24 protein-coding genes are annotated in these 25100 nt (G+C 42.9%); 2 read left to right on the top strand and 22 right to left on the bottom strand.

Annotated elements, in window-relative coordinates; all coding sequences use genetic code 11:
- Positions 1-87: 87 nt before the first annotated feature.
- The 11 genes from FED51_RS21120 to FED51_RS09710 form a co-directional block, all read right to left on the bottom strand.
- Positions 88-231, bottom strand: a complete 144-nt coding sequence (locus FED51_RS21120; RefSeq protein WP_010897991.1) for a hypothetical protein — start codon at positions 229-231, stop codon at positions 88-90.
- A 17-nt stretch (positions 232-248) separates the two neighbouring features.
- Positions 249-1385: a zinc-dependent alcohol dehydrogenase gene (locus tag FED51_RS09755; protein ID WP_010897990.1), complete on the bottom strand. Its 1137-nt coding sequence runs from the start codon at positions 1383-1385 to the stop codon at positions 249-251.
- A gap of 127 nt (positions 1386-1512) precedes the next feature.
- Positions 1513-2184: an O-methyltransferase gene (locus tag FED51_RS09750; protein WP_053431267.1), complete on the bottom strand. Its 672-nt coding sequence runs from the start codon at positions 2182-2184 to the stop codon at positions 1513-1515.
- Positions 2185-2278: 94 nt separating this feature from the next.
- On the bottom strand, positions 2279-4321 hold the full coding sequence (locus tag FED51_RS09745) for a methyl-accepting chemotaxis protein (RefSeq protein WP_053431268.1): 2043 nt from the start codon (positions 4319-4321) through the stop codon (positions 2279-2281).
- A 286-nt stretch (positions 4322-4607) separates the two neighbouring features.
- Positions 4608-6479, bottom strand: a complete 1872-nt coding sequence (locus FED51_RS09740) for a sigma-54-dependent Fis family transcriptional regulator (protein ID WP_053431269.1) — start codon at positions 6477-6479, stop codon at positions 4608-4610.
- Positions 6480-6624: 145 nt separating this feature from the next.
- Positions 6625-8004 (bottom strand): dihydrolipoyl dehydrogenase, encoded by a 1380-nt coding sequence (gene lpdA / locus FED51_RS09735; RefSeq protein WP_053431270.1) that lies wholly within the window; start codon positions 8002-8004, stop codon positions 6625-6627.
- Between the two features lie 13 nt (positions 8005-8017).
- Positions 8018-9250, bottom strand: coding sequence for a dihydrolipoamide acetyltransferase family protein (locus FED51_RS09730; protein WP_053431271.1), 1233 nt, complete (start codon positions 9248-9250; stop codon positions 8018-8020).
- An 11-nt stretch (positions 9251-9261) separates the two neighbouring features.
- The gene (locus tag FED51_RS09725; protein ID WP_053431272.1) at positions 9262-10296 is read right to left on the bottom strand and encodes an alpha-ketoacid dehydrogenase subunit beta; all 1035 of its coding nucleotides are present in this window, start codon (positions 10294-10296) and stop codon (positions 9262-9264) included.
- Positions 10296-11309, bottom strand: a complete 1014-nt coding sequence (locus tag FED51_RS09720) for a thiamine pyrophosphate-dependent dehydrogenase E1 component subunit alpha (RefSeq protein ID WP_053431273.1) — start codon at positions 11307-11309, stop codon at positions 10296-10298. Before FED51_RS09720 ends, FED51_RS09725 begins: the two co-directional genes overlap by 1 nt.
- A gap of 306 nt (positions 11310-11615) precedes the next feature.
- Positions 11616-12389 (bottom strand): 5-oxoprolinase subunit PxpA, encoded by a 774-nt coding sequence (locus FED51_RS09715; protein WP_053431274.1) that lies wholly within the window; start codon positions 12387-12389, stop codon positions 11616-11618.
- A gap of 20 nt (positions 12390-12409) precedes the next feature.
- Positions 12410-13624, bottom strand: a complete 1215-nt coding sequence (locus FED51_RS09710; RefSeq protein ID WP_083445544.1) for an NRAMP family divalent metal transporter — start codon at positions 13622-13624, stop codon at positions 12410-12412.
- 86 nt (positions 13625-13710) lie between these two features.
- On the opposite strand from FED51_RS09710, the gene FED51_RS09705 reads away from it, so the two are divergent.
- Positions 13711-14469: an IclR family transcriptional regulator gene (locus tag FED51_RS09705; RefSeq protein WP_053431275.1), complete on the top strand. Its 759-nt coding sequence runs from the start codon at positions 13711-13713 to the stop codon at positions 14467-14469.
- A gap of 5 nt (positions 14470-14474) precedes the next feature.
- On the opposite strand, the gene FED51_RS09700 is transcribed toward FED51_RS09705, so the two are convergent.
- The 5 genes from FED51_RS09700 to FED51_RS09680 all read right to left on the bottom strand — a co-directional run bounded on the left by FED51_RS09700 (position 14475) and on the right by FED51_RS09680 (position 18916).
- A complete protein-coding gene (locus FED51_RS09700; RefSeq protein WP_053431276.1) occupies positions 14475-15476 on the bottom strand; it encodes a 5-oxoprolinase subunit C family protein in 1002 nt (333 codons plus the stop codon).
- Positions 15473-16192 (bottom strand): 5-oxoprolinase subunit PxpB, encoded by a 720-nt coding sequence (gene pxpB, locus FED51_RS09695; RefSeq protein WP_053431277.1) that lies wholly within the window; start codon positions 16190-16192, stop codon positions 15473-15475. Before pxpB ends, FED51_RS09700 begins: the two co-directional genes overlap by 4 nt.
- A gap of 334 nt (positions 16193-16526) precedes the next feature.
- Positions 16527-16841 carry a hypothetical protein gene (locus FED51_RS09690; RefSeq protein ID WP_053431279.1) on the bottom strand — a complete coding sequence of 105 codons (315 nt, stop codon included), beginning with the start codon at positions 16839-16841 and terminating at the stop codon, positions 16527-16529.
- A gap of 34 nt (positions 16842-16875) precedes the next feature.
- Positions 16876-17871, bottom strand: a complete 996-nt coding sequence (locus tag FED51_RS09685; protein WP_053431280.1) for a helix-turn-helix transcriptional regulator — start codon at positions 17869-17871, stop codon at positions 16876-16878.
- Between the two features lie 151 nt (positions 17872-18022).
- On the bottom strand, positions 18023-18916 hold the full coding sequence (locus FED51_RS09680) for a helix-turn-helix domain-containing protein (RefSeq protein WP_053431281.1): 894 nt from the start codon (positions 18914-18916) through the stop codon (positions 18023-18025).
- 177 nt (positions 18917-19093) lie between these two features.
- On the opposite strand from FED51_RS09680, the gene FED51_RS21560 reads away from it, so the two are divergent.
- A complete protein-coding gene (locus FED51_RS21560) occupies positions 19094-19219 on the top strand; it encodes a hypothetical protein (RefSeq protein ID WP_276403805.1) in 126 nt (41 codons plus the stop codon).
- A gap of 85 nt (positions 19220-19304) precedes the next feature.
- Here the strand turns inward: FED51_RS21560 and FED51_RS09675 are convergent, their stop codons facing one another.
- The 6 genes from FED51_RS09675 to FED51_RS21355 form a co-directional block, all read right to left on the bottom strand.
- On the bottom strand, positions 19305-20465 hold the full coding sequence (locus FED51_RS09675; protein WP_083445545.1) for a GNAT family N-acetyltransferase: 1161 nt from the start codon (positions 20463-20465) through the stop codon (positions 19305-19307).
- 80 nt (positions 20466-20545) lie between these two features.
- Complete coding sequence (locus FED51_RS09670) at positions 20546-21523, bottom strand: HD domain-containing protein (protein ID WP_053431283.1); 978 nt, start codon at positions 21521-21523, stop codon at positions 20546-20548.
- Between the two features lie 344 nt (positions 21524-21867).
- Entirely contained in the window at positions 21868-22683 is an 816-nt protein-coding gene (locus tag FED51_RS09665) for a TPM domain-containing protein (RefSeq protein WP_053431284.1), read from the bottom strand.
- Positions 22680-23756, bottom strand: coding sequence for a TFIIB-type zinc ribbon-containing protein (locus FED51_RS09660; RefSeq protein WP_010897967.1), 1077 nt, complete (start codon positions 23754-23756; stop codon positions 22680-22682). Before FED51_RS09660 ends, FED51_RS09665 begins: the two co-directional genes overlap by 4 nt.
- A gap of 39 nt (positions 23757-23795) precedes the next feature.
- Positions 23796-24755, bottom strand: coding sequence for an SPFH domain-containing protein (locus FED51_RS09655; protein ID WP_233443892.1), 960 nt, complete (start codon positions 24753-24755; stop codon positions 23796-23798).
- A gap of 17 nt (positions 24756-24772) precedes the next feature.
- Positions 24773-25099: a hypothetical protein gene (locus FED51_RS21355; protein ID WP_233443891.1), complete on the bottom strand. Its 327-nt coding sequence runs from the start codon at positions 25097-25099 to the stop codon at positions 24773-24775.
- Between the last annotated feature and the right edge of the window lies 1 nt (position 25100).

Here is a 25100-nt window from a genome sequence, read left to right as displayed (position 1 = left end):
GATAAATTTTATCTATCTTGTCTTACATACGGGGTTTATTCAGCGCACAAAGAAGCCATTGCCGGTCATATGGGCAATGGCAAACGTTTATTCTTTAATCCCTTCGAGCCATTCATCATAGCATTCTTTACACATTGGTTTCTCTTCAATGTCTTGCTCCCATTTAAAGGGGACATGGTAAACCATCCCTTCCCCGATTGCATCTTGGCAATAAAAGCATTGTTGCATCATGTGTCTGACCCTCTCCGTTATGGCTTTAAAACCACTTTTATACAGTCATCTTGTTTTGCATCAAAAATGTCGTACCCATGCTCTGCCAACTCTAAAGGTAAGCGATGTGTAATCAGATCGGTCGGATCAAATACCTCGTCCTTAATCATTTGATATAGGGTCGGCATGTAGTGAATGATCGGTGCTTGCCCCATTTTCAATGTAATATTGCGCGCAAAAAAATCCCCTAGCGGAAACGCATTATACCGCGTCCCATAAACACCAACGATACTGACCGTTCCACCTTTACGAACGGCTTGGCTCGCAATATTGATTGGACCTAATGTTCCTCCTTGTAGCTTTAACGCTGTTTCCACCATTTCTACTGCTGACTTTTTCCCGTCCATCCCAACACAATCAATGACAGAATCGGCTCCCCCCTTGGTTATTTCCTTAATATGGGTTCCTACATCATCGATGGTTGAAAAATCGAGCACTTCCACCTGATTTGTTTGCTTGGCGTGGGTAAGTCGATATTGAACATAATCAACAGCAATAACCCGCTCGGCACCTTTCAGCCATGCAAATTTTTGTGCTAATAGTCCAACAGGTCCGCAGCCTAACACAACAACGGTATCCCCTTTTTTTACTTCGGCTTGCTCAACACCCCAATAAGCTGTCGGAATGATATCGGATAAAAACAGTAACTTTTCGTCTTCCATTTCCGCATCTTCCGGTACGACGAAAGGGGTGAAATTACCATACGGAACCCGTAATAGCTCGGCTTGTCCACCTGGATAACCACCAAAAGTACCTGAGTAACCAAAATATGCACCGGCTTGCCCATTCGGATTAGAATTATCACATTGACTTTCTAGATCGTGCGTACAATAATAGCATTTCCCACACGCAATATTAAACGGTACGATGACGCGATCGCCTTTCTTTACCTTTGTCACGTCAGGCCCTACTTCTTCCACGATTCCCATCGGCTCATGGCCGATAATATACCCTTTAGGAAAGTTAGGGATCATGCCATGAACGAGGTGAAGATCCGATCCGCAGATAGCTGTGCTTGTAATCCTTACGAGCACATCATCCTTTTTCTCCAGCTTGGGGTCTGGTACTTCTTTTACTTTTACATCTTTTATTCCTTGATAGGTGACGGCTTTCATGCAATGACTCCTTTTAAGTGGTTTCACCTATAATGTCAGACTTTACTGGGGAAAATATAACTGAGGGTTATTACCAACTACCTAACAAAAAAAGCAGGCCTTAATAGACCTGCAAAGAAAGTAAGTTCTATTTTTTAACAACTCCGACAACGAATCCATCGTAGCCCTTTATTCCAACCGTTTGGATGGCGGTCGATTCAATGCGAGGTTCTTCAGACAGTAAATGAATAAACTGGCGAATTCCTTTGATAGATGGATCATCACTTTCTTTGTTCAACACGTTACCATTGCGAACAACATTATCACCGACGATAAGTGTACCAGGCGTTGATAGCTTAAGGGCCCATTCTAAATAGTGAGGATTGTTCGGTTTATCAGCATCGATGAAAATCATATCGAAACTGGAAAACCCTTTATCCTTTAACGTAGGCAATGTTTCAAGCGCCGGTCCAATGATCACATCAATTTTGCCATCGACTCCTGCTTTTTTCATGTTGCTTTGAGCTACGGCTGCATGCTTTTCGCTAAATTCCAATGTCACGAGACGACCATCATCAGGTAATGCTCTCGCCATCCAAATGCTACTGTAGCCTCCAAGGGTACCAATTTCTAAAATCGTTTTTACTCCTTTTAGCTTTGCGAGCAAATAAAGGAATTTTCCTTGATTTGGCGCGACATCGATTGGTGGTAGCTCCGCCTTTTCATTTGCTTCTAAAACCCAATCCATCACTGGATCAAAGGCATGAAGCTTCTCGCTAAAATATTGATCTAGCGCTTCCCACGTTTCATGTTCTTCCATACATATCCCTCCCTGTCAAAACTTTACCTAGTTCTTATAAGAATACCATAAAAAGCCGTGGGTGCGGCCACACGACTTTCTACATATGTTGAACTTATTTTTCGCTCTCTACGTCATCAGTTGATTGAACTTTAAACGCCTTTGCTTGTTTGTTTAAATCATCGCTAAGGGTGTTTAAGCGTTCAGACGATGTACCGATCGTATTTAGCACGTTTACTAATTCTTCAATCGATGCAGATATTTGTTCAGCAGCCGCTGCCGTATCCTGACTCGTACCAGCAATGTTGTTGATCGCCAGAACTGCCTGATTACGACTTTCGTTCATCGTCTGTAGCTGTTTTACGACCGTTTTTATTGAGTTTACGACTTGTTCAATATTGCTTGAAATATGGGTAAACGAAGCAATTGACTGGTCCACTCTTTTTACTTGCTCGGCTGACTGAGCTGCTGTTTTTGTCATTTCCTCTGTTGCATGAGCACCGCTCTCTTTAATTTTTTGTACAGCGCTTTGGATATTGTTTGTCGCCTTCGTTGACTGCTCCGCTAGCTTGCGAATTTCCTCCGCTACGACGGAAAAACCTTTGCCGTATTCTCCTGCTCTCGCTGCCTCAATACTTGCATTCAACGCAAGTAGATTCGTTTGCTCTGAAAAGCTCTGGATGAGCTCCACGATCGACAGAATTTCTTCTGTTTGATGGACAAAGTGGTTGACGATGCCCTCCATTTTTTGAATAATTCGCTCATGCTCTTCCGTTTTTTCTCGCAACGTTTCCACTTGTTCTAACCCACTAGCACTTACATTTGCTGTTGATGCAGCAAGCTCATTAATTTGACTTGCCGTTTGATCCATCCAGTCGATCTGAGCAGAAAGTTTTTCAATGTCTGATTTCGCATGCTCAATCTCTTCTGCTTGGTCCACAGCCCCGTTCGCCACAGCTGTTGATGATGTGGCAACTTCTTCACTAGAAGCAATCGCTTCCTGCAGCATGGACCGCAACTCCACAGCCTCCTTATTGGAGGTAGCCCCCGTTTGTCGCAGAGCGTGAATCATCTCCCGTAGCGTTTGAACCATTTGATTAAACCCATCGCTTAGCTGACCAATTTCATCTTGACTTTTTACATCAGCAGAAGCCGTTAAATCTCCTTTGATGACTTGTTGCATTCGGTCATTCAAGGCTAAAATCGGATTGGCCATTTTTCGTCCGAAATAATAGGAGGTTGCCGTCGCAATCGTCATACTTACAAGAAGAACGAGGATAAAATAATTGCGTAATTGGCGAACAGGCGCCGTCACTTCCTTATCTCGATAAAAGGCGACAATGTTCCAATCCATCTGATCCATCTTGTTAAAAAATAACGTTCGTGCCTCATTCTCAAATTCATATTCTATCTGTCCCTGTTTTCCTTGGGCCTGTTGTAGATCTTGAATAAAGCTTTCATCACTTAAGTTTTCCCCGCGTAAATCAGCGTCTGGATGAGCAATGACCATCCCGCTTTCATGGATCAGTGCCAAAGAACCACCCATCCCAACCTCGGTTTCATTTAACAACTGAGATAAATCATCTAACAAAATATCGATGGCAACGACACCAAGAAGTTGTTGATTCCTCGGATCGACAATCGCTTTCGCCACCGTAACCATCATCACCTCATGCCCAACGGTTGCACTTAAATAAGGCTCTGACCATACGACTTGCTCAGGCGTTTCGGCCGCTTTTTCATACCACGGTCGAGCCCTTGGATCATAATCATCTGGAAGTTCGACTTCCGGGTACGAATAAAAGTTCCCATTCGACTGTTGTCCAATGTAAAAAAGGTCGGCTCGTTCATCATTTTCTAAAAAATAAACAAACTCCTCATTGATCTCATCTGGGAACGACTCATTATCGGGATTAGAGCGTAAAAAGGTCATTACCGCTCGATCCTGAGCTAAACGGTCGACCGCTGATGAAAAGAAAGGTAAATAATAATCAAGCAACTTTTCCATTTCAATAGTGACTCGTCCTGCTTCGCTTTCGGTTGATGTTTGTGTTTCTTTGCTCGCTTGCACGTACATCGTGCCTAATATAGCGAAAACAATAAGCCCTATTAGTCCTGATGTCGTTACAATCAACTTCCATTTGATTGATTTTGCCATGACATAACCCCCTGCTCTTTTGTATGATCTATGGAGCTATTCATAGCATCGGCAATTATTATAAAGAAGTTAATATGTAACGCAACAGAATATTTATTCATTTATCTGAAAAATCTTTCATTTTTTTAGTCTTGACATTTTTCTTCACAAAACGATGAGCATTTTGCACTCGAGGTCTAAGATCATACATAAATATACAAAAGCTCATTAGTTAAAACCATCTTCTCCGTAAAAAAACAGAGCTGTCCAGAAACGATCCCGTTCGACAGCTCTGTTTTTTATGAGCTCATGACAAATTGTATTTTTTTAGCCTTTTATAAAACGTGCTTCGCGGCATGTCTAGCTCCTTTGCCGCTAACGTCACATTTCCATTTGTATCCCGCAGCGCACGAATCATTTTCTCTTTTAAAATTCGTTCGCGAAAGGGTAAAGAATTTGCAGAAGGACCCGTAAGCTCGACCGCTTCATTTTCCGAATCTTCCGTACCTTTATGGTGTTCAAACAACAGTGAGTCAAACTCCGATACTTCCCTTTCTCCTCCGTCCGATAAAATAAAGATCCGTTCTAAAATATTCAATAATTCGCGAATGTTCCCTGGCCAATGATAACTCATCAATTTCGCCATGAGTGTTTTTGAGAGGTTCAACTCCCAACCGTTTTGCTGGCAAAAGTAACGAATCAAGTGAGGGATGTCTTCCTTTCGTTCTCGGAGCGATGGTAAAGCAATCGGGAAAACATTCAAGCGATAATACAAATCTTCGCGAAAATTCCCTTCTCTCACCAATTGACGCAAGTCCTTATTAGTCGCTGTGATAAGTCTGATATCCACCTCAATTTCTTTTGTCCCTCCGATCGGTGTGATCACTCGCTCCTGCAAAACTCGCAAAAGAGCAATCTGCATCGCCTCAGGGATCTCGCCAATTTCATCAAGAAATACGGTGCCGCCATGCGCTTGCTCAAACTTCCCTTTATACCCCTGTCGCCTAGCACCTGTAAACGCACCTTCCACATAACCGAAAAGCTCACTTCCAATTAAATCTTTCGGTATCGCACCACAGTTAATCGCGACAAACGGTGCTTCGTGTCGACTACTATTTTCATGAATGGTGCGGGCCGTGACTTCCTTTCCTGTACCTGTTTCGCCAAACAAATAAACAGTTGCATCCGTTTTAGCCACTCGCTGAATGAGATTCAATGTCTGTCGAAAACTTTTGCTCACTCCAGGTTCGCCTTTGAACAGAAATGGTTTATGCGTATTTGCCAATGAAAATGGTTTTTTGCTTTTCTCCATTCGTTCAGCCCGTACAAAATAACCAATGGCCAGCATCGGATCATGTTTAGAGAATATAGGTGCTTTTAATTGAGTTTTGTATCCGGCTAATCGAAGCTCATCCATATGACAACCGACAAGGTGTGGTAATTGCTCGTATATGCTTGAACTAGCACCAATGACTTTCCCTTTTTGGTTACAAATCAGGGCAGGCTCTTGTTTAGATAAAAGACCCATCGATTGTTGCATAAGCTCTAATTCGTCCTGCTTCGCCTGAACATGAAAATCTTTTTCTATTGCATATGCGATTGTCGTCACCATCCCTAGAACGTAAGGATGAGAACGATCACTTGGGCAAGAAACATCGATGACACCGACGACTTTCCCCTCCTCATCACGGATTGGGGCTGCAAAACAGTTCCATGTATGGGAGGCAACCGCATAGTGCTCATACCCACTAATCACAACAGGTTCTTCGATTTTTAATGCGGTACCAATAGCATTCGTTCCCACCGCTTCTTCTGTCCAACGAACGCCTTCAATGAAATTAATCCTATCGGCCTTTGATACGGTATGTTCATGGCCAGTTATCTGCAGGACATATCCATCTGAATCAATGATCAGCGCCATCATTCCTAGAGAGTGAATAAAATCATGGATTTGCTGAAGATGAGGTTGAGCCAATTGTAGTAAACGTCTGTTTTTTTCTATTTGATTCTCAAACTCCTTCTCATTTAACACAAAGGTCCCTTTATTCAAATAAGGACTGACCTGTGCCTTTTTGCATCGGTGCCATGATTCATAGATGCGCGTTCTGAGCCTCGCCTCGTCTAAAGCTCCTTCTTTTACAAAACGTTTCCATGTTTGCAAAGGAAGTGAATGATTCATTTTTTCACCCTCTCTCCTTGATTCAAACGTTTCTTTAATGAATCAGCAGGGTCGCTAATAGATGTCAAGATAGATCAAGATTTGGTTTGATTATACCACAAAAGAAAGCGCTAACAATGAGATCAATCAAGGAATGGCCAAAAAATTAGACATGAACCGCCTGGCCTAATGCTTGCAGCACAGCTTCATGTACAGCTTCCGATACGGTTGGGTGAGCAGCGATAAACGACTCTAAACTATCAAGCGTTAATTCATTGTGTACCATGAGCGTTCCTTGAGCAATTAATTCCGTGGCATGGGGTCCAACGATCGTTAACCCGACGATCGCCTCGTACTCAGGCTCGACCACAACTTTTACTTTTCCTATCGTTTCATTCGCAATAAGCGCCTTCCCGTTGGCAGCAAACGGATATTCACCAATTCGAACGTGTCCATAGTTTTCCCGCGCTTGTGTCTCCGTCAAACCGACCGTTGCAATTTCAGGTGATGTGTAAATACAACGAGGAACTGCCTCATACCTCACTTGAATAGGTTCGCCACACAAATGCTTAGCAGCGACGCTTCCCTCATGAAACGCTACGTGGGCAAGCTGAATCCCTCCGATTACGTCACCACATGCGTAAATATGTGGGATCGTCGTCTGCATGTGTTCATTGACCGTTATACCTCGTGAAGTAAAATCAACTCCAATTCTCTCTAATCCTATCTCTTGTAAACGCGGCTTTCTTCCTATGGCAACAAGCACATAATCACCAGTTAAAACCTCCACTTGACCATCTCTTTCAACAACAACCTGCTTGCGGTCTCGCTGCATTTCTTTGATGACTGTCGATGGATAGATTTCAACCCCTTGTCGTTTAAGCTCCTCCATTAAAACCTTACAAATATCGTGATCCTCACCAAACAGCAACCGATCAGCCATTTCAATGATCGTCACTTTCGTTCCCATCCGTCCATAAATACTTGCAAATTCACAACCAATCACCCCGCCCCCTACAATGATCATAGATTCAGGCTGGATAGGTAACGACATTGCTTGTTCACTACTGATAACCCATTCCCTGTCAAAAGGAGCAAAAGGTAACGGAGTCGGTTCAGAACCTGTCGCGATGATAATTTGATTTGCTTCGATTGTTTGTTGACCTCGTTCTGTTTGCACAAGTAATTCATGTGCCGATTGAAACGAAGCCGCGCCTTCCAGAAGCTCTATTTTATGCTTCTTTAGTAAATAATCGATCCCTTTCACAAGCTGGTGGACAATTTGATTTTTACGAGCCTGTACTTGTCCCCACTCGATACGCATTTCATCTACTGGTCCCTTAATGCCATAATCACTTGCGTGTTTCACTTTATCATAGGTGGCTGCACTTTCTAACAATGATTTCGTAGGCATACACCCTTCATTTAAGCACGTGCCACCTAATTTTTTTTGCTCAATTAACGTTACTTGCTTTCCCCGGTGGGCGGCTGTAATTGCCGCCACATACCCGGCTGGTCCTCCTCCAACGATCGTAACTCTATCCATAGAAATCTCCTTTCTACAAAAGTAGGTGAGTGGGTTTTTCTAAAAATTGTTTTATCGTTTGTAGAAATTCGGCAGCAGGTGCCCCGTCAACGATTCGATGATCGAACGTTAAGCTAAGCGGTAGCATGGTTCTCGTTTGCCAATCGCCACCTTGAAAAACGGGTGCATCCGTTGCCGCCCCAACCCCTAAAATACCAGCCTCAGGCGGGTTCAAAATCGGCGTAAAGTGATCGACACCGTAGACACCAAGGTTGGTGACCGTAAATGTGGAACCTGTCAATTGATCACTTTGGAGTTTTCCTGTACGAGCTTGCTCTGACAACGATTTAATCTGCTTTGAAAGCTCAACCACAGATAAGGCTTCGGCATGTTGAACGACCGGGACAACTAAGCCTTGAGTTAGTGAGACAGCCATCCCAAGATGGACATATTCATAAGTAACGATATGCTCATCAATGTAGGCGCTGTTCATGTTTGAATGTTCTTGTAACGCGAGTACGACAGCACGGGCAATGAAGTCAGTTACCGTTAATTTCATCCCGTATCGTGTTTGAACAGTGTGGTTTACTTCCTCTCGTAAAGCCATAAGGTCCGTTACATCCGCTTTCATATTCATCGTCAGCTGAGCTGATTGCATTAAACTACCGTGCATCCGCGTAGCGATCACCTGTCTCATGGCCGACGCAGGTGTGATTTTGGCCCCGTCTTGCATCCCCTTCTCTGTAACGTCCGAATTCGATCGTTTCGCTTCACTTGGTTCCACCCTCTGCTCAGCAATGGTTTTTTCCACATCAGCCTTCGTAATCCTTCCCCCTGGTCCTGTTCCTACTATGTCCTCTAGATTAATCCCTGCCTTTAGGGCCATCTTTCTTGCAACAGGCGAACTACTCACTGTGGCTCCTTTTGAAGAAGGCTTTTCCACGTCAAAAACGGCTCCTTCCGTCGCTTTTTCAGCATGAGAGTCGGCCTGCTGTTTTTCAAGTGATTTGGATTGATCTAACTGTTCATTTGGTTCTCCAATATAACCAATGACTGTGCCAGGAGGAACGCTTTGATCCTCCTGCACAACGACTTTAAGTAAAGTACCGTCTGCCGGTGCCTCGATCTCTGTCTCAATTTTTTCCGATTGAATGCTCACGATCGCTTCGCCTTTTGCGACCATGTCCCCCTCTTTTTTATTCCAAACCGAGATGGTTCCTTCTTTCATCGACATACCTAACTTTGGCATGACTACTTCAACAGCCATCGAAGTTCCCCCTATACGCTTTGTAATGATGAATTTCCTAATAGTTCTGATACGGCCTGAATGACATTTTCCGGAGTCGGCAAGTATAGATCCTCTAATGGAGGTGAGAACGGTACTGGCGTATGAGGTGCTGTAATTCTCTTAATCGGTGCATCCAAGAAATCAAATCCTTCATCAGCCACAAGAGCAGCAATGTCAGTAGCCATGCTACACCTTGGATTCGCTTCATCGATGACGATGAGTCGATTCGTTTTTTCTACTGACGTTAAGATCGTCTCAGAATCTAGCGGTGATAAACTTCGCGGGTCTATCACTTCAACTTCAATTCCTTTCTTTGCAAGCTGATCAGCAGCTGTTAAAGCTGTGTAGACTTGCTTGCCGATCGCCACGACCGTTAGATCATCCCCCCTTCTCTTTATATCTGCCTTTCCGAGCGGAATGGTATAATGTCCCTCAGGAACCTCACCCATTGTGTTATAAAGCGTCTTATCTTCAAAAAAGATAACAGGGTCATTGTCTTCAATAGCAGAAAGCAGCAAGCCTTTCGCGTCATAAGGAGTAGAAGGAACGACGACTTTAATGCCTGGCATCGCCGTGAACATTGCATAAAGGCTTTGCGAATGTTGCGCCGCCGCGCGAAATCCAGCCCCATGCATCGTGCGAATCGTTACAGGTACTTGCGCTTTACCACCAAACATATACCTTAGCTTAGCCCCTTGGTTCAGCACTTGATCTAAACAACTGCCAATAAAGTCATTAAACATTAATTCAGCGATCGGCCGTAACCCTGTTGCCGCAGCGGCCATTGCTGCCCCAACATAGCCTGCCTCAGAGATCGGTGTATCAAGAACGCGGTCTCTACCAAATTCCTGTACGAGCCCCTTCGTCACCCCAAAGACGCCGCCCCATGCTTCATCGTCTTGCAAATGATCCACCTCTGCACCACCTGCCACATCTTCTCCTAATAAGATGACATGTTCATCTTGACGCATCGCTAATTGCATGGCTTCATTAATAGCATTCGACATGCTGATTTTTCTTGTCATTATCCGTTCCTCCCTTCGTGATCGTAAGAAACATACACATCAGTTAACAGCTCTTCTGGTTGTGGATAGTCACTCGCGTTTGCAAAATCTACTGCTCGATCGACCGACTCTTCCACCTCGTGTCGTACCGTTTGGATCGCTTCTTCCGTCAGGAGATTATTGCTTAGCGCATACTTTTCGAAAAGTGTAATGGCATCCCGTTCTTCCGTGTGCTCCTCTTTCTCTCTACCTGTTTTGTACGTTTGTGCATCGCCTTCAAAATGACCGTAGTTGCGGTAAGTTATACATTCAATTAACGTCGGCCCTTCTCCTCGGCGGGCTCGCTCAACTGCTTCACGTGCAACCTCATAGACAGCGACCACATCTTTGCCGTCCACTTTGACACCTGGTATGTTGTAACCTTTTGCGCGATCAGTAATCTGTTCACAAGCAGAAGCATAATGGAAAGGTGTCGCTTCTCCATAGCCGTTATTTTCCGCGACAAATACGACGGGTAAATCCCATATTGCGGCTAAGTTAATCCCTTCATGAAACGTACCTTGGTTGTTCGCCCCATCTCCAAAAAAGCAGACGGCGACTCCTCCGGTCTGTTTAAATTTCGCTGTTAAGGCAGCCCCGGCTGCAAGGGTAAAGCCGCCACCAACAATTCCATTAGCTCCGAGCATCCCTCGATCTAAATCGGCGATATGCATGGAACCTCCTTTTCCTTTACAAAGGCCTGTGCTTTTACCGTAAATCTCAGCCATCATCCCATCCAGTTCACACCCTTTTGCAATACAGTGACCGTGCCCCCGGTGTGTGCTCGTAATGTAATCGTTGTGATCTAAATGAGCGCATAGACCAACAGCAATCGCTTCTTCACCTGCATACAGATGAACAAATCCTGGAATCTCTCCTTTAGAAAAAATGTCATGGACTCGATCCTCAAACATTCTGATCTCCACCATTTTTTGATAAATCCACCTCGCCTTCTCACTTGTCATTGTTGGACTTGTCTGTTCCACTGTCTTCATCTTTATCACCTCACCTTTTTATGAAGCGCTTTCAAAAAAGTGCTTCTACATTTTGTTTCTTGCAAAAGTTGTGCCAACAATAAAGCCTGCATCTCTACAGGCTTTTACAAAACTAGCAACACTGTTACGTCTCACATTGTCTATAAATGTTCCGATTTGTTCACACGTTCAAGATGCTAAAAGAGTGCTCTCAAAGAAGAGATCACTAATGGCTTAACTACAAAAGGTTTCTATACTCTAGTACTGTTCTTTACCGTTCTTAAAAGTAAAAAAGACTCCACCTTTGTGGAATCTTCCAAACGGTTGTCATTTAAATAAAAAATCGCTAACCTTTGTGACCGTCACACCTTCTACCTGTAATTGTGCGTGCAATCGCTCAATAAATGAAAGGGCGGTTGGACTATCACCATGTACGCAAATCGTATCTGCCTCAATCGGAATGTGACTTCCGTCGATAGCGATTACCTTGCTTTCTTTCACCATTTGAATCACTTGTTCGGTCGCTCGTTCACTTTCTTTGATCAGGGCATTCGCTTCACTCCTCGGCGTCAGTGTGCCATCGGGTTGGTACGTACGGTCAGCGAACACTTCATTGGCAACGGTTAGACCGAGCTTTTTCCCAGCCTTTATTAACTCACTTCCGGAAAGACCAAATAAAATTAAGCTAGGATCAATATCGTAAATGGCCTCGGCAATCGCCTCGGCGATCACGCGGTCTTTCGCTGCCATATTATAAAGAGCCCCATGAGGCTTCACATGCTGCATCCGTACACGATGCAACTGGCAAAAACCGTTTAGTGCAGCGACTTGGTACACGATAAAGTTGTAAATATCTTTATGATCTGTTTGGATGTTTCGTCTGCCAAACCCGAGTAAATCGGGAAAGCCAGGATGAGCGCCAATTCCCATTCCCTTGTCAGCCGCGAGCTTGACCGTACGCGCCATGACATTGTGATCTCCAGCATGGTAGCCACAAGCAATGTTGGCAGAAGTCACATGTTCAAGGACACGATCATCCTGACCAATCGTATATGCGCCAAAGCTTTCACCAAGATCACTATTCAAATCTACACGCTGCATTTTCGCTTCACCTCTTTAAGTTAAAATAGCTGTGGTATCATTTGCATCAATGTGCGAATACCTAAAAATAGCGTGAGTATGACAACGATGGCCCCAAAAATCGTTAGCCAGATCGGATGGTTATAATCACCTACAATCTTTTTCTGATGGGCAGCAAGCAAAATGCAGCCAAGTGTTAATGGCAAGATCAACCCGTTAAAGGCCCCGGCTAACACGAGTAGAGTGACTGGTTGTCCAACAAGAGCGAAGACTGATGTGGAAAAGACAATGAACCCGATCGTCCAATAGTTTTTGTTTCGCTCAATACTCGGATGAAAGGTCGTCAAAAAGCTCACGGACGTATACGCAGCCCCAATGACAGAAGTAATTCCAGCCGCCCAGAACACGAGACCGAACAAACGGTAGCCGATTTCTCCGGCCGCATGCTTAAACACATCTGCCGTAGGGTTGTCTGGGTTGAGTGTATACCCCGCAACAACGACACCTAAAATCGCTAGAAACAAAATAATCCGCATGACAGAGGCGACGACAATTCCTGATATCGCTGTATTCGTTACTTGCCGTAAATTTTCCTTTCCCGATATCCCTGCTTCTAATAAACGGTGACCACCAGCGAACGTAATATAACCGCCAACCGTACCACCAACTAGAGTTACAATCGCAAGAAAATCAATTTCAAGTGGAACAACGGAATGAACAAGAGCTTCACCGTATGGTGGCTTACTTACGACCATCACATATGCTGTTAGCAAAATCATGAGAGCCCCAAGATAACGGACAATTTTATCCATAGCCACTTGGGCTTCCTTTAATAGAAAAATAATAATACAAATAACTCCTGTTAAAATAGCTCCCACCGTTGGGCTTATCCCAAGCAATGCATTCGAGCCAAGTCCCCCTCCGGCAACGTTTCCGATGTTAAACGCTAATCCACCAAGGATAATGAAAAAAGCAACAACATATCCGAGCCCAGGCAAAACGGTATTGGCAATGTCTTGACCTTTCATTTTCGTGACGGCAATGATGCGCCATATGTTCAGCTGTGCCCCGATGTCGAGGATAATCGATGCGAGGATAACAAAAGCAAAGCTAGCAAGTAACTGTTCAGTAAATACGGCCGTTTGGGTCAAAAAGCCCGGTCCAATGGCTGAAGTAGCCATGAGAAACGTGGCTCCCATCATCGCGGTCAACCTTCGTTTCTTTGTCAATTCTTTTTCCATAAGCTCTTGTTTCATTCATTTCACCCTTTCGCTAGTTATCTAGACAGGCCCTATTCCGTTTAGTAGAATGATAAGTAATGATCATTCTTCGGAGGCATACGATGCAAGAAAAAAATAAAACCGTAATTAAATCCATGAACCTCCTTAACCTCTTTCGTACCTATCCAACCCTTACCCTACAAGAGATGGTAAAACAATCAGGGATGCCCAAAACATCCGTTCACCGTATGATCAACTCTTTGGAAGAAATGGGCTTTCTTCAGAAAAGACATGATGGAGCCTACGAGCTAGGTGTCGTGTTCCTAGAGTTGGGTCAATTGGTTTCAGATAGGCTGGATCTTCGTCAAGTAGCCTTCCCTATTATGGAAGCGTTGCGCAATCAAGTGGAAGAGGCCGTTCACCTCACAGTTCGCGATGGCGACGAGGCGATCTATATCGAAAAGCTGGACACGCTACATCCAGTGCGTCTTTTTACAAAGGTGGGACGACGGGCACCATTATATGCCGGAGCCTGTCAAAGAGTGATCCTTTCTTTTTTACCAGAGCAGGAGCAAACAGCTTATCTAGAGCGTGTTGAGCTAGTACCATTAGCTGACGGGACAATTACCGATAAGCTCCTATTAAAAGAACGTATTTCCGAAACGCAACAAACGGGTGTTGCGATCAGTCATTCAGAGTTGGAAAACAATACGACAGCAATCGCCGCCCCAATTTATGATCATTCTGGAACGATTGTTGCCGGTATTAGCATCGCAGGTCCTGACATTCGTGTCACAGAGGAGCGTTTACCTATGTTGAAGGTGACTCTGAAAAATGCAGCGAAGAGCATTTCCAAGCAATTAGGTTGGCTTGCAACATAAATAATTTAGCGTGTTTGTAAAGAAATGCTTGTCTTAAGCTCGTTAAATTCACGTGCTCGTCGTATGTATAGTCGCTCTGCCTCTTTTAGCGACGCTTGTTGAAAACGAATGGCTGCTCCAGGCTTGGCTTGTGCAATAATCGGTAAATCCACGGCAATGACATGGGCGATTCGAGGATAGCCCCCTGTTGTCTGCCGATCAGCCATCAAAATGATTGGGTTTCCGTCAGCAGGCACTTGAATCGTCCCAACCGAAATCGGTTCCGAGATTAACTCCTGTTCTTCTAGACGTTCAAGAGTTGGGCCTTTCAAACGATAACCCATCCGATCCGATTTTGAAGTAACCTGAAACGTTTCGGAAAAAAACTTATGCTGACTAGCCTCTGAGAACTGTTCATAATGTGAACCAACGGTTACCCGTACCACCTTTTCGGCTCCATCCCTACTCCGTTGCGAAGATACGACGCTCCATTTAGTTGTCGCGAACGAATGGACGATTCCCTTTTGACATGTTTTCACTAGTCTTTCTGTCTGCTCCGGTGGAGCTCCGCATATAAGTTCATCTCCTTCGACTAACGCCCTTCCTTGAAAACCACCAATTTTTGCACGAAGATAGGTACTCCTGCTGTTCATGACCTTTGGTACATCGATTCCGCCGCCAATCGCTAAATAGGATCGACAGCCTGTTTTACAACGTCCAAAAGATAGAACGGCTCCTTTTTTTACAAATACAGGACGATACATCGGTACGGAGTGGCCATCAATCGTAGGGGACAAGTCCCCACCTGTCATCGCGATCAGCTGATCAGACGTAAATTGAATCGTCGGACCGATAAATGTCATTTCTAAAAGTGCCGCTTTTTCATCGTTCCCGACAAGTAGGTTGGCCATTCGGTGAGCATATTCATCCATCGGGCCACTAACAATGACACCGTACTTTAAATACCCCGTTCGACCAAGGTCTTGAATCGTAGTTAACAGACCTGGTCGAAAAATTGTCATGCTCATGCCTCCTCACCTTCCAAACGAATAAATTCTTTCTCTGTAATTGGTTGAAAGCGAACAAAGTCCCCCGCTTGCAAAAGACTTGGGTGTTTTGCTGTTGGTCGAAATAAAGAGAGTGGGGTTTTTCCAATGATTTGCCATCCTCCAGGTGTGTCTGTGGAATAAACGCCTGTTTGTTCACCAGCAATCCCGACGGAACCAGCAGGTATAAGCGTCCGTGGCTCCTTCCTCCGAGGAGCTGCGATTCGCTTTGACATTCCTCCTAAATAAGGAAACCCAGGGGCAAAGCCGATCATATACACTAAATATTCCTTACTCGCATGTATATTCACAACCTCTTCTAGACTAAGCTGATTATGCTGAGCAACCTCCTCTAAATCCGGGCCATAGCTCCCTCCATAGCACACAGGTATTTCTATGACATTTCGTTCCTTCACCGTCCCTTCGTTCATCTGTTCGAGTTTTTCGCTAACTAGTTTTCGGACAACTTGGAATGCTGTGGTACCATGATCGATCATGGGCGCTATTTTTAAAATGTCGTAATAAACCGCAACACTCGTATAGGATGGTACACATTCAAGCATCCCTAGAAATGGCTCCGTTTCAAGCAAGGTCATAAAGGCATCCACTTTTCGCTGAACATGCGGATCTATCTCCTTACCAAATTGCACCAGCAAAGCCGACTCTCCTAGTGGAAGAACCTTTGCTGTACTCTTCATTTGAATGTAAACCACCCCTTTGTTCCGATATTCAGAATATAAGTCCGAATAACAGTTTTTCCACTATTATAAATCATACAAAAATAAAAACACAAGAAAAACCAGCGGTAAAAGATGCTGGCAGACTTACGACATTTGATTTTTAATGTAAGCAATCGCCTTTTTATAGTAAACTCCAGCAGGTTTTTTTCTCCTTTGTGACATGCTCTATAGAGAGTGATAAGCAGAAACATTTTCCCTTCCCTTTTTAACAATATACCTCCTGGTAACCGTTTGTTTAAATCCCGAATACAAAAAGGCGATGCCCAATTGACATCACCTTTCCCTTGAATGGTTATCCATGTGACTTCCACACGTTCTCCATTTTTCGATTGATCTCTCGTTTTACCCAATAAGTATGGTCCTTATCGATTATGACCGGAATGAACGCCCAAAATCCTTTGTCATGAAACTGATCAATAACATCTAGCAAGTGCTCTTCCTCTTGACTATACGTATTCACTTTTCCATTCCGTCCATAACATGAGTAAGTCCATTTATATTGCCTGTCACCTTCCTCTCTCTCCTCCGTCTCTTGCTCCATAGCTGTAAACAACGTCACCGTTTCATGATCGCGAACAAATATTCCAACCTTTTCCCAGCGTTCCATATATTATCCCCCTCTATCGCACTTTATCATTTTGTCATGAATTTGCTAATCGATATTGATCTATAATCGCCGTTGCTTCCCGCTGAATTTCTTCTGCAAGCTTAGGTGGATGAATCACTTTCACCTTTCCTCCTAAAGAAAAGAGCCAATCCATCAATCCTTTGTCTATGACAGCCTTCGTTGCCAAGAGAAAACGCTCATCCGTTAACGATTGAATCGTTACATCAAGTCCAAAACAATCGAGTACGTCTTGCAAGGAATCTAGGTGACATTCAAGCTGCAAGTCTTCTTTCTGCTCTGTCATCACAGAAGAGTGGGTGCGAAGCCATTCCATAAGATCAAATTTTTCAGGCCATGTGAAAAAGGCACCTGTTCGTTCCACATGATACATTTGATCGACCCGTTCATAACGAATTAGATCTTCGTCTTCGTCTTCCCCAATTAAATAATACCTCTGATCATCCCAGATAAGTGCATATGATTTTAATGTATAAAAACGCCCATTTTCACGCAGCGTAAATTCTTTCGTAAGGTTGTATTGCCCATACTGATAGCGAATGACGTCACCGTGTTTAATCACATCATGGAGTAAGTGAACGGTCTTTATGAGCTCTTGAACTTCCCTATTCCCTCGATCTGGCGGTACCAGTAGTCGGTTATCCAAATGATCTGCTAGCCTATGACTCGTTAGCTTTTTTAGCTTGTTAATCATTTGCTCAGTCTCTTCTTTGCTGATGAACGACGCGGTCGTAAGAGCATCTGCCAAGAGGCGCAGTTCCTGAATGGTAAATAATTTCGTTCGATGTTGGTACGTTTTCTCCACTCCGTTCTTTTCTTGATTCACGGAAATGGGAAATAACCCAGAATCTTTAAGAGCATTTAAGTCATCACGCAACGTTTTTTTATTGACTTCCGTACCTTTAACAGCATGAAGCTTTGTCATAATTTGCTCAAGAGTTAATTCATTCTCCTCATCGGTCTCTTTTTGTAAAATTTCTTGTACATATAATAATCGCTCTTTGTTGTTCAAATCCCCTCACCTCATTTCTATAACCCTATCTTACTTTTCATCCCCTCTTTCTTTATATCGGACAGTTTTTCAAAGAGATCGAGTGAAAAATAAGAAAAACCTTCCCTCTCATACTCATGAGGAAAGGTTTTTGCTTTAGGTGTTAAACCTTTTAGCTAACTGTCATTTCTAGCGATTTTTGAAGTTTCTTGATCTCCTTATCTGCAATGTTAGCAAACAACTCGTTGTCCTGAATGTCAAAAATCATTTTTGCTTTTTCTAAAAACTTCAATGCTTCTTTTTTTCGTCCAAGGTCAATCAAGTTTTGTCCTTTTTGATAATGAAACTCTCCGAATGAATATAAAAATCCATGCTGCTTGCAGAGAATGATACCTTTGTTACACAAATCAATTGCTTCCTTATATCTCTTAACATTGTTTCGGTTTAACGAATAATTAAATAAAAAACGAAGTTGAATTTTTCGATCGGATAGATAGCTTAATGCCTTTAAAGAATCGTTGATGTCTTGATATATTTTAGTTGACAGGTCATATTTTTTCTCTGAATCATGAAAGTTAGCCAAATTTATAAGAATTTCAATTTCTCGTTCGGAGTAAGAACTGCCCTCACTATGGGTTAGTTTTAATGCCTTTTCAATCTTATCAACAGCCTCATCGTAATCTTTTTTAAAAAAATAGTCACAAATGGCTTCATGCCACAATAAAAATTGCAAATATTTGCTATTGTTAAAAATCGGATTTTTCCGTTCTGTCTTAATAATGTTTAATGCTTCTTCATAATTATGCTCTTGAACTTGTTTACGTATTTGGTACTGTACTTCCAAAATATAATCTAAGGAATTGTCATGCGTTTCCAAGAAATAATCTGCTGGGGCTCCGAGCTTTTTGGCAATATTAAAAAAGACATCAATTGTAGGCGTCGTTTTGTTTTTTTCAATATGACTGATTAACGCTTGAGTGCAAATCCCTTCAGCTAAATCGCGCTGTGATAACCCTAAGGACTGTCTAAGCGTCTTAATTTTATGTCCAACCGATAATGTCTCCATAATAGCCCTCCAAGTAAAAATTAATATATTAATAAGCCCGTACAAGAGAACTAGATAATTCCGTAATTTGGTTTAAAAATCGCGTAAAAATCCTATATTTTCATTCTTTTCGCTTTTTTCTTCCGCCCATTTTTCGTTTATACTGATTGCAAACCTACACGAAAGGGGAAATACTTCATGAAAATGGTAAAAGGTTTATTTGTTGCAACATTAGTTTTAGGTGTATTTACGATCGGCTCCTTTGATGCCGTGAGCCAAGATGTCATTACATCTCTCGGAAACAACTTGCCTTATATGAATTAATCATTCTTCATCCACACCGCACAATACGTGCGGTTTTTTCAGGCAAAGTGATGGTTACTGCAAGGGAGCACCCTTGCAGTAATGTTTAGAAAAAGTCAAGAAGCAACGGACGATTTCTTGGAATCATCTGCGCAAGCCGTACAATTTCCCCCTCTGGGCCGTTTACAGCTTCAATTGCTAAAAGGTCACCTACTGTTTTGTATCCGAATAAAAGCGCACTTAAATGATTTATTTCAATGACTACCGCTCGGTTCCCTGCAAATTCATCCACTTTCGTGCAAGTGCCCTCCGTCAATTTAAATACCCCTCGATTCCATGGTGCTTGTTTATCCAAAACATGCAAAAACAACGGTTCGTCATTCTCTTTCAATAAAAATGGACATTGTGTTAAAAAACGCTGAACATCCACAATCCTCACCATGCCGAAGGGCTTTTGTTCAATGCGATCTTTGACGTGCAAGCAAGTATATAGCAGTGGATCATGTTCTTGTAACGTAATAGTAATCGTTTGTACCATTGAATCGTGTTGACAAATAAAGTTCCATAATCCTAGCCGAGCCTCATGTTGGAGGGCTACAAACTCATCTATGATCATCTTTGCGTCTTTCACTTGATAAAGAATATACCCAGTAGGGCTTCCTTCTTTAGTATAATAAATGGCTATTTCACAATCGTTTACGACCTTCTGTTGCCACCAAGAGTCCTTGCGATCAAGTATCCCTGAATACGTTTTTGCATATTCATCGTAAATCGTACGAAGCTCTGCAAGCGTAGCCTTAGCGGTACGTCGCCTCATATATCCTGAGGGCTCCTCCATAAGAACTAGCTCCTTAACTGAAAAGTCAACCGAAACATAATAAGAAAAAAGCTCCCAGCCATACTTTCGGTAAAATGGGATTGAAAAAGGGTGGAGGATCGAAACGGATTGACCATTGCGCCTCATCTCTCGTAATGAGTGAAGCAGCAAATCTTTAACAAAACCTTGACGCCTATATTCAGGATACGTTGCGACACCAGCAATACCACCCATCTCTATTTTCTGACCATTAAACCATATTTGGAATGGATAAATATGTAGCTTTGCTGCCAATTGTTCATCATGAAAAATACCGTAAATGTCTTGTTCCTTTAAAATAATCGCACGTTCTTGTCTCTCGCTTTGGGTCAATGGATATTGAAAAGCATAGCTTGATAGATTAAGAACTTCGTCATAGTGAGATTCATTCAACTGTATAATGGCCATCATCTCATCACCCTACTTCTTTCCCTTTAATTACCTGCTATCATTTATTATGACATACCCTTCAATAAGATTAAACTATGACCTTACGAGGACAAAACCTCCACATAAGCCCCTCGATCCGCTCGTCTCTGAGCTTCTTCATTCCACTTTTTCACCTGTTTAGAGAGTGAGGATATTCGTTGAAAAGTTCCATCTAGATACACATGAGGATCAATTAGCCGGAGCTTGTTCGTTTTATGAATATGGTAGTGATTTTCATTTTCGCGAACGTTAACGTGTGGATGGAGGGTAGCAAGCTGCTTTTGGATCGAGTCATCGTTCAATCGTTGTAATTGCTCCATGAGTTCTTGGTCTGTTTTTAAAAAGTCATCTAGGCCTAGGGCTTTTCGTTCAACGGCACTCTTTAGCACTGATGTTAAAACAGACGAACCGTATACGTTCAATGGATCTAAAAAGAAATCAATCACTTCCTTGTAGTATGCTCTTACAAACCACTCAGCCCCTGCAACAGAAGACGTGCTAATGATTCCATCTACAACAATCAAATTAGCGATAAAATCATCCACTTCTTGGTTGTTAATATGGCCATAAGTGTATAAATCCCGAAGTGTATAATCGATTCGGTCAGCACATAGAGACGGTGAGCATTGCTCTAGTAAAGTCCAGCACGAATGATTAAGGACGATTCGTTCTAAGTCAAAGCCGTACTTGTCTAAAATGTGTGGAATCTCGGAAGCCCGTATCACTTGCTCGTAAATTTGCTCGTGATAATCTTCCTCCTCTTCCGCTAATACATAATCAATCACATGGGAAAAAGCGGTATGAGAGACATCATGGAGTAACCCGGCGATTTGCTCTTCAAGAGAGCCTCCTAACTTCCGAATAAGGAGCATGACCCCAATCGAATGCTCAAAGCGAGTCACATTCCATGATGGTTTTACTAAATAGCACGCTCCACCCTGATGAATACCTTTTAATCGTTGTACTGGCGCTGAATCGATCAGCTCCGAAATGACAGGTTCTACCGTATACGTACCATAAATGGAATCTACTAATTTCATTTTACTCCTCCTCATCATTAATCATTCGCCATTCACTCGTACCACTCCTTCATTTTACCAATTTATTCCCTGTTAACAAAGCGTGAATCTTTTTTATTAAACTTTTAGCTGGTTTTGACTAATGGTTGAGACATCCTGCATTTTACGAATACAACATCCGCCAATCATCGAAGCAATCAAAAGAAAAATACCTGAACCGAAACACATGATTTCTAAAAGTTTACGAAGCAAGACAACAAGCACGAAAAACAGAAATCAATCACGATCATTTTGATACAAAAGTGGCACACGAAAAAACCTTGAAAACTTAAGCCTTCAAGGTTTTGAAACCTAAAATCATTCTATTAAAACTTTCGTCCACGGCCACCATATGATCGGCCACTACTAGAGCTTCGGACCGTCGATCGTCCTGGACGCGACCCGCTAGTGGACTGCGTCTGAATTCTCCGCTTTGTCACTTTCGTATTGTAGTGGTGATCCTCGTGTCGAATCAACCGAAACGAATCTTTTAACAAATAAGTTCCCTTACTTATGCTAGACGTGCTTCGATTTTTCGTTGCCATTCCCCCGACAACCAGCAACCCGATTACGCTCGAAATACCAAGGTATACTAATAATTTATAGGCTAAGCTCGTTTCGTTTTTTTCGCTTACTACTACTGTGTGTTGGTCCGCAGGTATTCCTTGTTGAACGTATTCGTTGACCCCTGTTAAGAAAAACTCCACCGCAGAGGTGTAATTCTGTTCAGATAAATAAGGATAGATGTCATCCAAAACTAAGTCCAGTCGTTGATCTGTTAAATATTTGCTCCCGAGCCCGCTCGTCAATATAAAGACTTCCCGACTGTCCATGTCAATGAGAAGAAGGACACTGTCTTCACCATCCTCGTTACCTAAATCATGCTCGTCAAAAAAGTCCATTGCATTTTCCTCAGCTGTTTTCCCAGCATTGTCATCGATCGTAACTACGGCAATATCCAATTGAACCTGTTCTGAAAGTGTTGTTGCTTGCTGCTCCAAATCATCCCGTTCTGAATCAGTAAAGAGCTTAGCATGATCATAAACATGAGGCGTGGCACTATTTACCGGATTCGAGAATGTAATAAGTAACATAATGGCGATACCCATACGATAAAATAGCTTCATGACCACATTACTCATAAGACCCATCCTCCAATTAACATCGTGAGAAACGACGCTCCGGTAACAATCCCGAACCATGCAGCAGCTCGTTTCATACTAATTGGGAGGTTTCCGGAAATTTTTCCTGTTTGCCCGTTCATCGCAAAGACGTACGTCTTGCCTTTGTATTGGTATGTGAACATCCAGACAGGGAGCAATACATAGGTCGCATCAACTTTCTTAATATTAAACGACGAATCTTTGATCGAAACACTCCCATACCCCTTGATCGTTTGCCGAAGCAGAGAGCTTGTATGCTGCCGGATGACATCCGATATTCGACCGTACACATCATTTTGATTGAGATCATACTTTTCCGCTAGATAGCCCGATAAATAAGACATGGAAAAATCCTTTAAATCTGCATAGTCATAAGGTTCAAGTCCACCCATGAGCTTCTCATCCATTTTTGTTGAACCATCAGCAGGGACTTTTCGATAATCTGCTCTCCCTTCTCTGATCACTCGATAATATTTTGTTTCCGTGTAACGCATATTTCCTCGAGTATACGATCGTGATTTCGTTGCTTCTGCATCAATGCTCCCTAATGTATCGCAATCAAAGAGCCAAAAAGGGACATAAATTCCCGATAATTTCTCGAGTTGCGAAGGAAATGTAAAGTATTTGGACAAAAGGGGTTTTTTGTTACACCATTGAACGAACGATTCTTCCGCTTGTTCTTTCGTAATTTGAAAAGGAATCACTTGTGCTGGGCGATAGTCTCCTGATAATTGTCCGGGAATGATCGTCGGATTATGACAGTAGTAACAAAAAGTTGCAGCCGTCGTTTCCTTCGTTACAATTTCCGCCCCGCAGCTTTTGCAGCTATAACTCTTCGCTTTTTCTACAAATTCAATCTCTTGTCCCTTCTCTTTTTCGATTGTTTCTGTATCCATTTCTGCCACTGCTTGTGACTTTTGCTCATCCTCAAAGCGCTTCATGTCCTCTGCACTAAAGTCGCTTAAACAGTATTCACACTCCCACTTTTGAGACTCTGCCTTGAATTCCAGTGGCCCACCACAATTTAAACATTTATAGACAATGACCCCCAAAGTACGCCCCTCCTATTCATGATTGAAATCATCAAACCGCTAACCATTAAACGATTGGCCGCATTCTGGACAAAATTTCATAGCCGCATTCGGTGGAGGCGTAAACCCACAATTATTGCATGTCACAGCTTTCATTTCTTCAGGCTTTTTCAAGCCACATTCCATACAAAAATTCCCAGTGTTATGTTGACCACACGTGCACGTCCAGCCTTCCTGATTTGGACTCGGCTTTGCTGTTCCACATTCGGTGCAAAAGCGACCATGGTTCATCTGACCGCAACGGCATTTCCATTGCTCGGAAGCTTGAGCTGCCTGCTGTTGTCCGCCCGACTGTTGAGCCTGCTGCATTTGCTGACGATTAGCATCTGAAACGGCGCCCATAAAGCCACCGCTTCCTTGCATCCCCATGCCGACCCCCATAAAGCCTTGCATCGCACCACTTTCATTCGAACCAGCAGCCTCTAATCCTCGTGCAACTGAACCTTGAACATACCCTTCTCGCACGGTAGGATCTTGTAGCATCGCCCCTTTATTTCTCATGTTGATTAAGTTTTGCGATTGTTCATCATATGAAATACTTGCAATTCCGACAGATTCCACTTGCATCCCGCGCATCCGACGCCAATCTTCATCTAAAACGGTCGCCATATATTTCGCTAGCTCCATCCCCTTTGACGTGACAAACGAGATGCGTGTCCCATCACTGGACATTTGGTTGATGGCCGCCTGCAAGGCATTCATAAACTCTGAGAGATATTGTTCGTTAATTTGTTTAATATCAACGACCGACTGATTACGTGGAATTGCCTCCATAAAAAATTTTATTGGGTCAACAATCTTGATTGAATACGTTCCGTGAGTTCTTAAAAATAATTCAGCATTGTAAAAGTTATCGAAATAGTTAATTGGATGACGAGTCCCAAATTTAATACCTTTAATTTCTTGTAGATTAATAAAGTAAACCTTCTGTGTTTTCGATGGAACCCCGCCAAACTTCACTCGATTAAACGTCTCTTTTAGTGAATCGCCAAACTCCCCATTAAAAACATGGACGGCATTCCAAAAAAGTCCACCTCATAATAGCCTTCCTCTGCCGTATAGTCCACGATTTCTCCCCCGTCGACTAACATCATAAATTGATTCGGGTACACATGAATGATCGAACCGTTTGAAACAGTAGCTTCGGTTCCTTTGAAATTTTGATTACGCCGATCTTTTGGCCGCACTTTTACGCCAACAGACATCACTGTACTATCGCTCATTCCCTGCGGTTCTATAACTTCGAGCCACTGATCCGCCAATCCACCTTTTACTGCACTTACCGCAGCTTTAATAATTCCCATA

Origin of the sequence: Halalkalibacterium halodurans (assembly GCF_005671335.1) — a bacterium.
GTDB classification, from domain to species: Bacteria; Bacillota; Bacilli; order Bacillales; family Bacillaceae_D; genus Halalkalibacterium; species Halalkalibacterium halodurans.
The sequence above is the reverse complement of the archived record's forward strand: the minus strand, read 5'-3'. Positions and strand labels throughout refer to the sequence as shown.

Bases quoted from the DNA above. Each gene is read 5' to 3' on its own strand.
- pxpB (WP_053431277.1), bottom strand. From the start codon at position 16,192: ATGAAGAGTACAGCAAAGGTTCTTCCACTAGGAGAGTCGGCTTTGCTG.
- FED51_RS09680 (WP_053431281.1), bottom strand. From the start codon at position 18,916: ATGGAGACATTATCGGTTGGACATAAAATTAAGACGCTTAGACAGTCC.
- FED51_RS09715 (WP_053431274.1), bottom strand. From the start codon at position 12,389: ATGCAGCGTGTAGATTTGAATAGTGATCTTGGTGAAAGCTTTGGCGCA.
- FED51_RS09730 (WP_053431271.1), bottom strand. From the start codon at position 9,250: ATGGCTGTTGAAGTAGTCATGCCAAAGTTAGGTATGTCGATGAAAGAA.
- lpdA (WP_053431270.1), bottom strand. From the start codon at position 8,004: ATGGATAGAGTTACGATCGTTGGAGGAGGACCAGCCGGGTATGTGGCG.
- FED51_RS09720 (WP_053431273.1), bottom strand. From the start codon at position 11,309: ATGAAGACAGTGGAACAGACAAGTCCAACAATGACAAGTGAGAAGGCG.
- FED51_RS21120 (WP_010897991.1), bottom strand. From the start codon at position 231: ATGATGCAACAATGCTTTTATTGCCAAGATGCAATCGGGGAAGGGATG.
- FED51_RS09700 (WP_053431276.1), bottom strand. From the start codon at position 15,476: ATGAGCATGACAATTTTTCGACCAGGTCTGTTAACTACGATTCAAGAC.
- FED51_RS09705 (WP_053431275.1), top strand. From the start codon at position 13,711: ATGCAAGAAAAAAATAAAACCGTAATTAAATCCATGAACCTCCTTAAC.
- FED51_RS09670 (WP_053431283.1), bottom strand. From the start codon at position 21,523: ATGAAATTAGTAGATTCCATTTATGGTACGTATACGGTAGAACCTGTC.
- FED51_RS09755 (WP_010897990.1), bottom strand. From the start codon at position 1,385: ATGAAAGCCGTCACCTATCAAGGAATAAAAGATGTAAAAGTAAAAGAA.
- FED51_RS09740 (WP_053431269.1), bottom strand. From the start codon at position 6,479: ATGAATCATTCACTTCCTTTGCAAACATGGAAACGTTTTGTAAAAGAA.
- FED51_RS09710 (WP_083445544.1), bottom strand. From the start codon at position 13,624: ATGAAACAAGAGCTTATGGAAAAAGAATTGACAAAGAAACGAAGGTTG.
- FED51_RS09745 (WP_053431268.1), bottom strand. From the start codon at position 4,321: ATGGCAAAATCAATCAAATGGAAGTTGATTGTAACGACATCAGGACTA.
- FED51_RS09675 (WP_083445545.1), bottom strand. From the start codon at position 20,465: ATGATGGCCATTATACAGTTGAATGAATCTCACTATGACGAAGTTCTT.
- FED51_RS21560 (WP_276403805.1), top strand. From the start codon at position 19,094: ATGAAAATGGTAAAAGGTTTATTTGTTGCAACATTAGTTTTAGGTGTA.
- FED51_RS09665 (WP_053431284.1), bottom strand. From the start codon at position 22,683: ATGAGTAATGTGGTCATGAAGCTATTTTATCGTATGGGTATCGCCATT.
- FED51_RS09725 (WP_053431272.1), bottom strand. From the start codon at position 10,296: ATGACAAGAAAAATCAGCATGTCGAATGCTATTAATGAAGCCATGCAA.
- FED51_RS21355 (WP_233443891.1), bottom strand. From the start codon at position 25,099: ATGGGAATTATTAAAGCTGCGGTAAGTGCAGTAAAAGGTGGATTGGCG.
- FED51_RS09690 (WP_053431279.1), bottom strand. From the start codon at position 16,841: ATGGAACGCTGGGAAAAGGTTGGAATATTTGTTCGCGATCATGAAACG.
- FED51_RS09750 (WP_053431267.1), bottom strand. From the start codon at position 2,184: ATGGAAGAACATGAAACGTGGGAAGCGCTAGATCAATATTTTAGCGAG.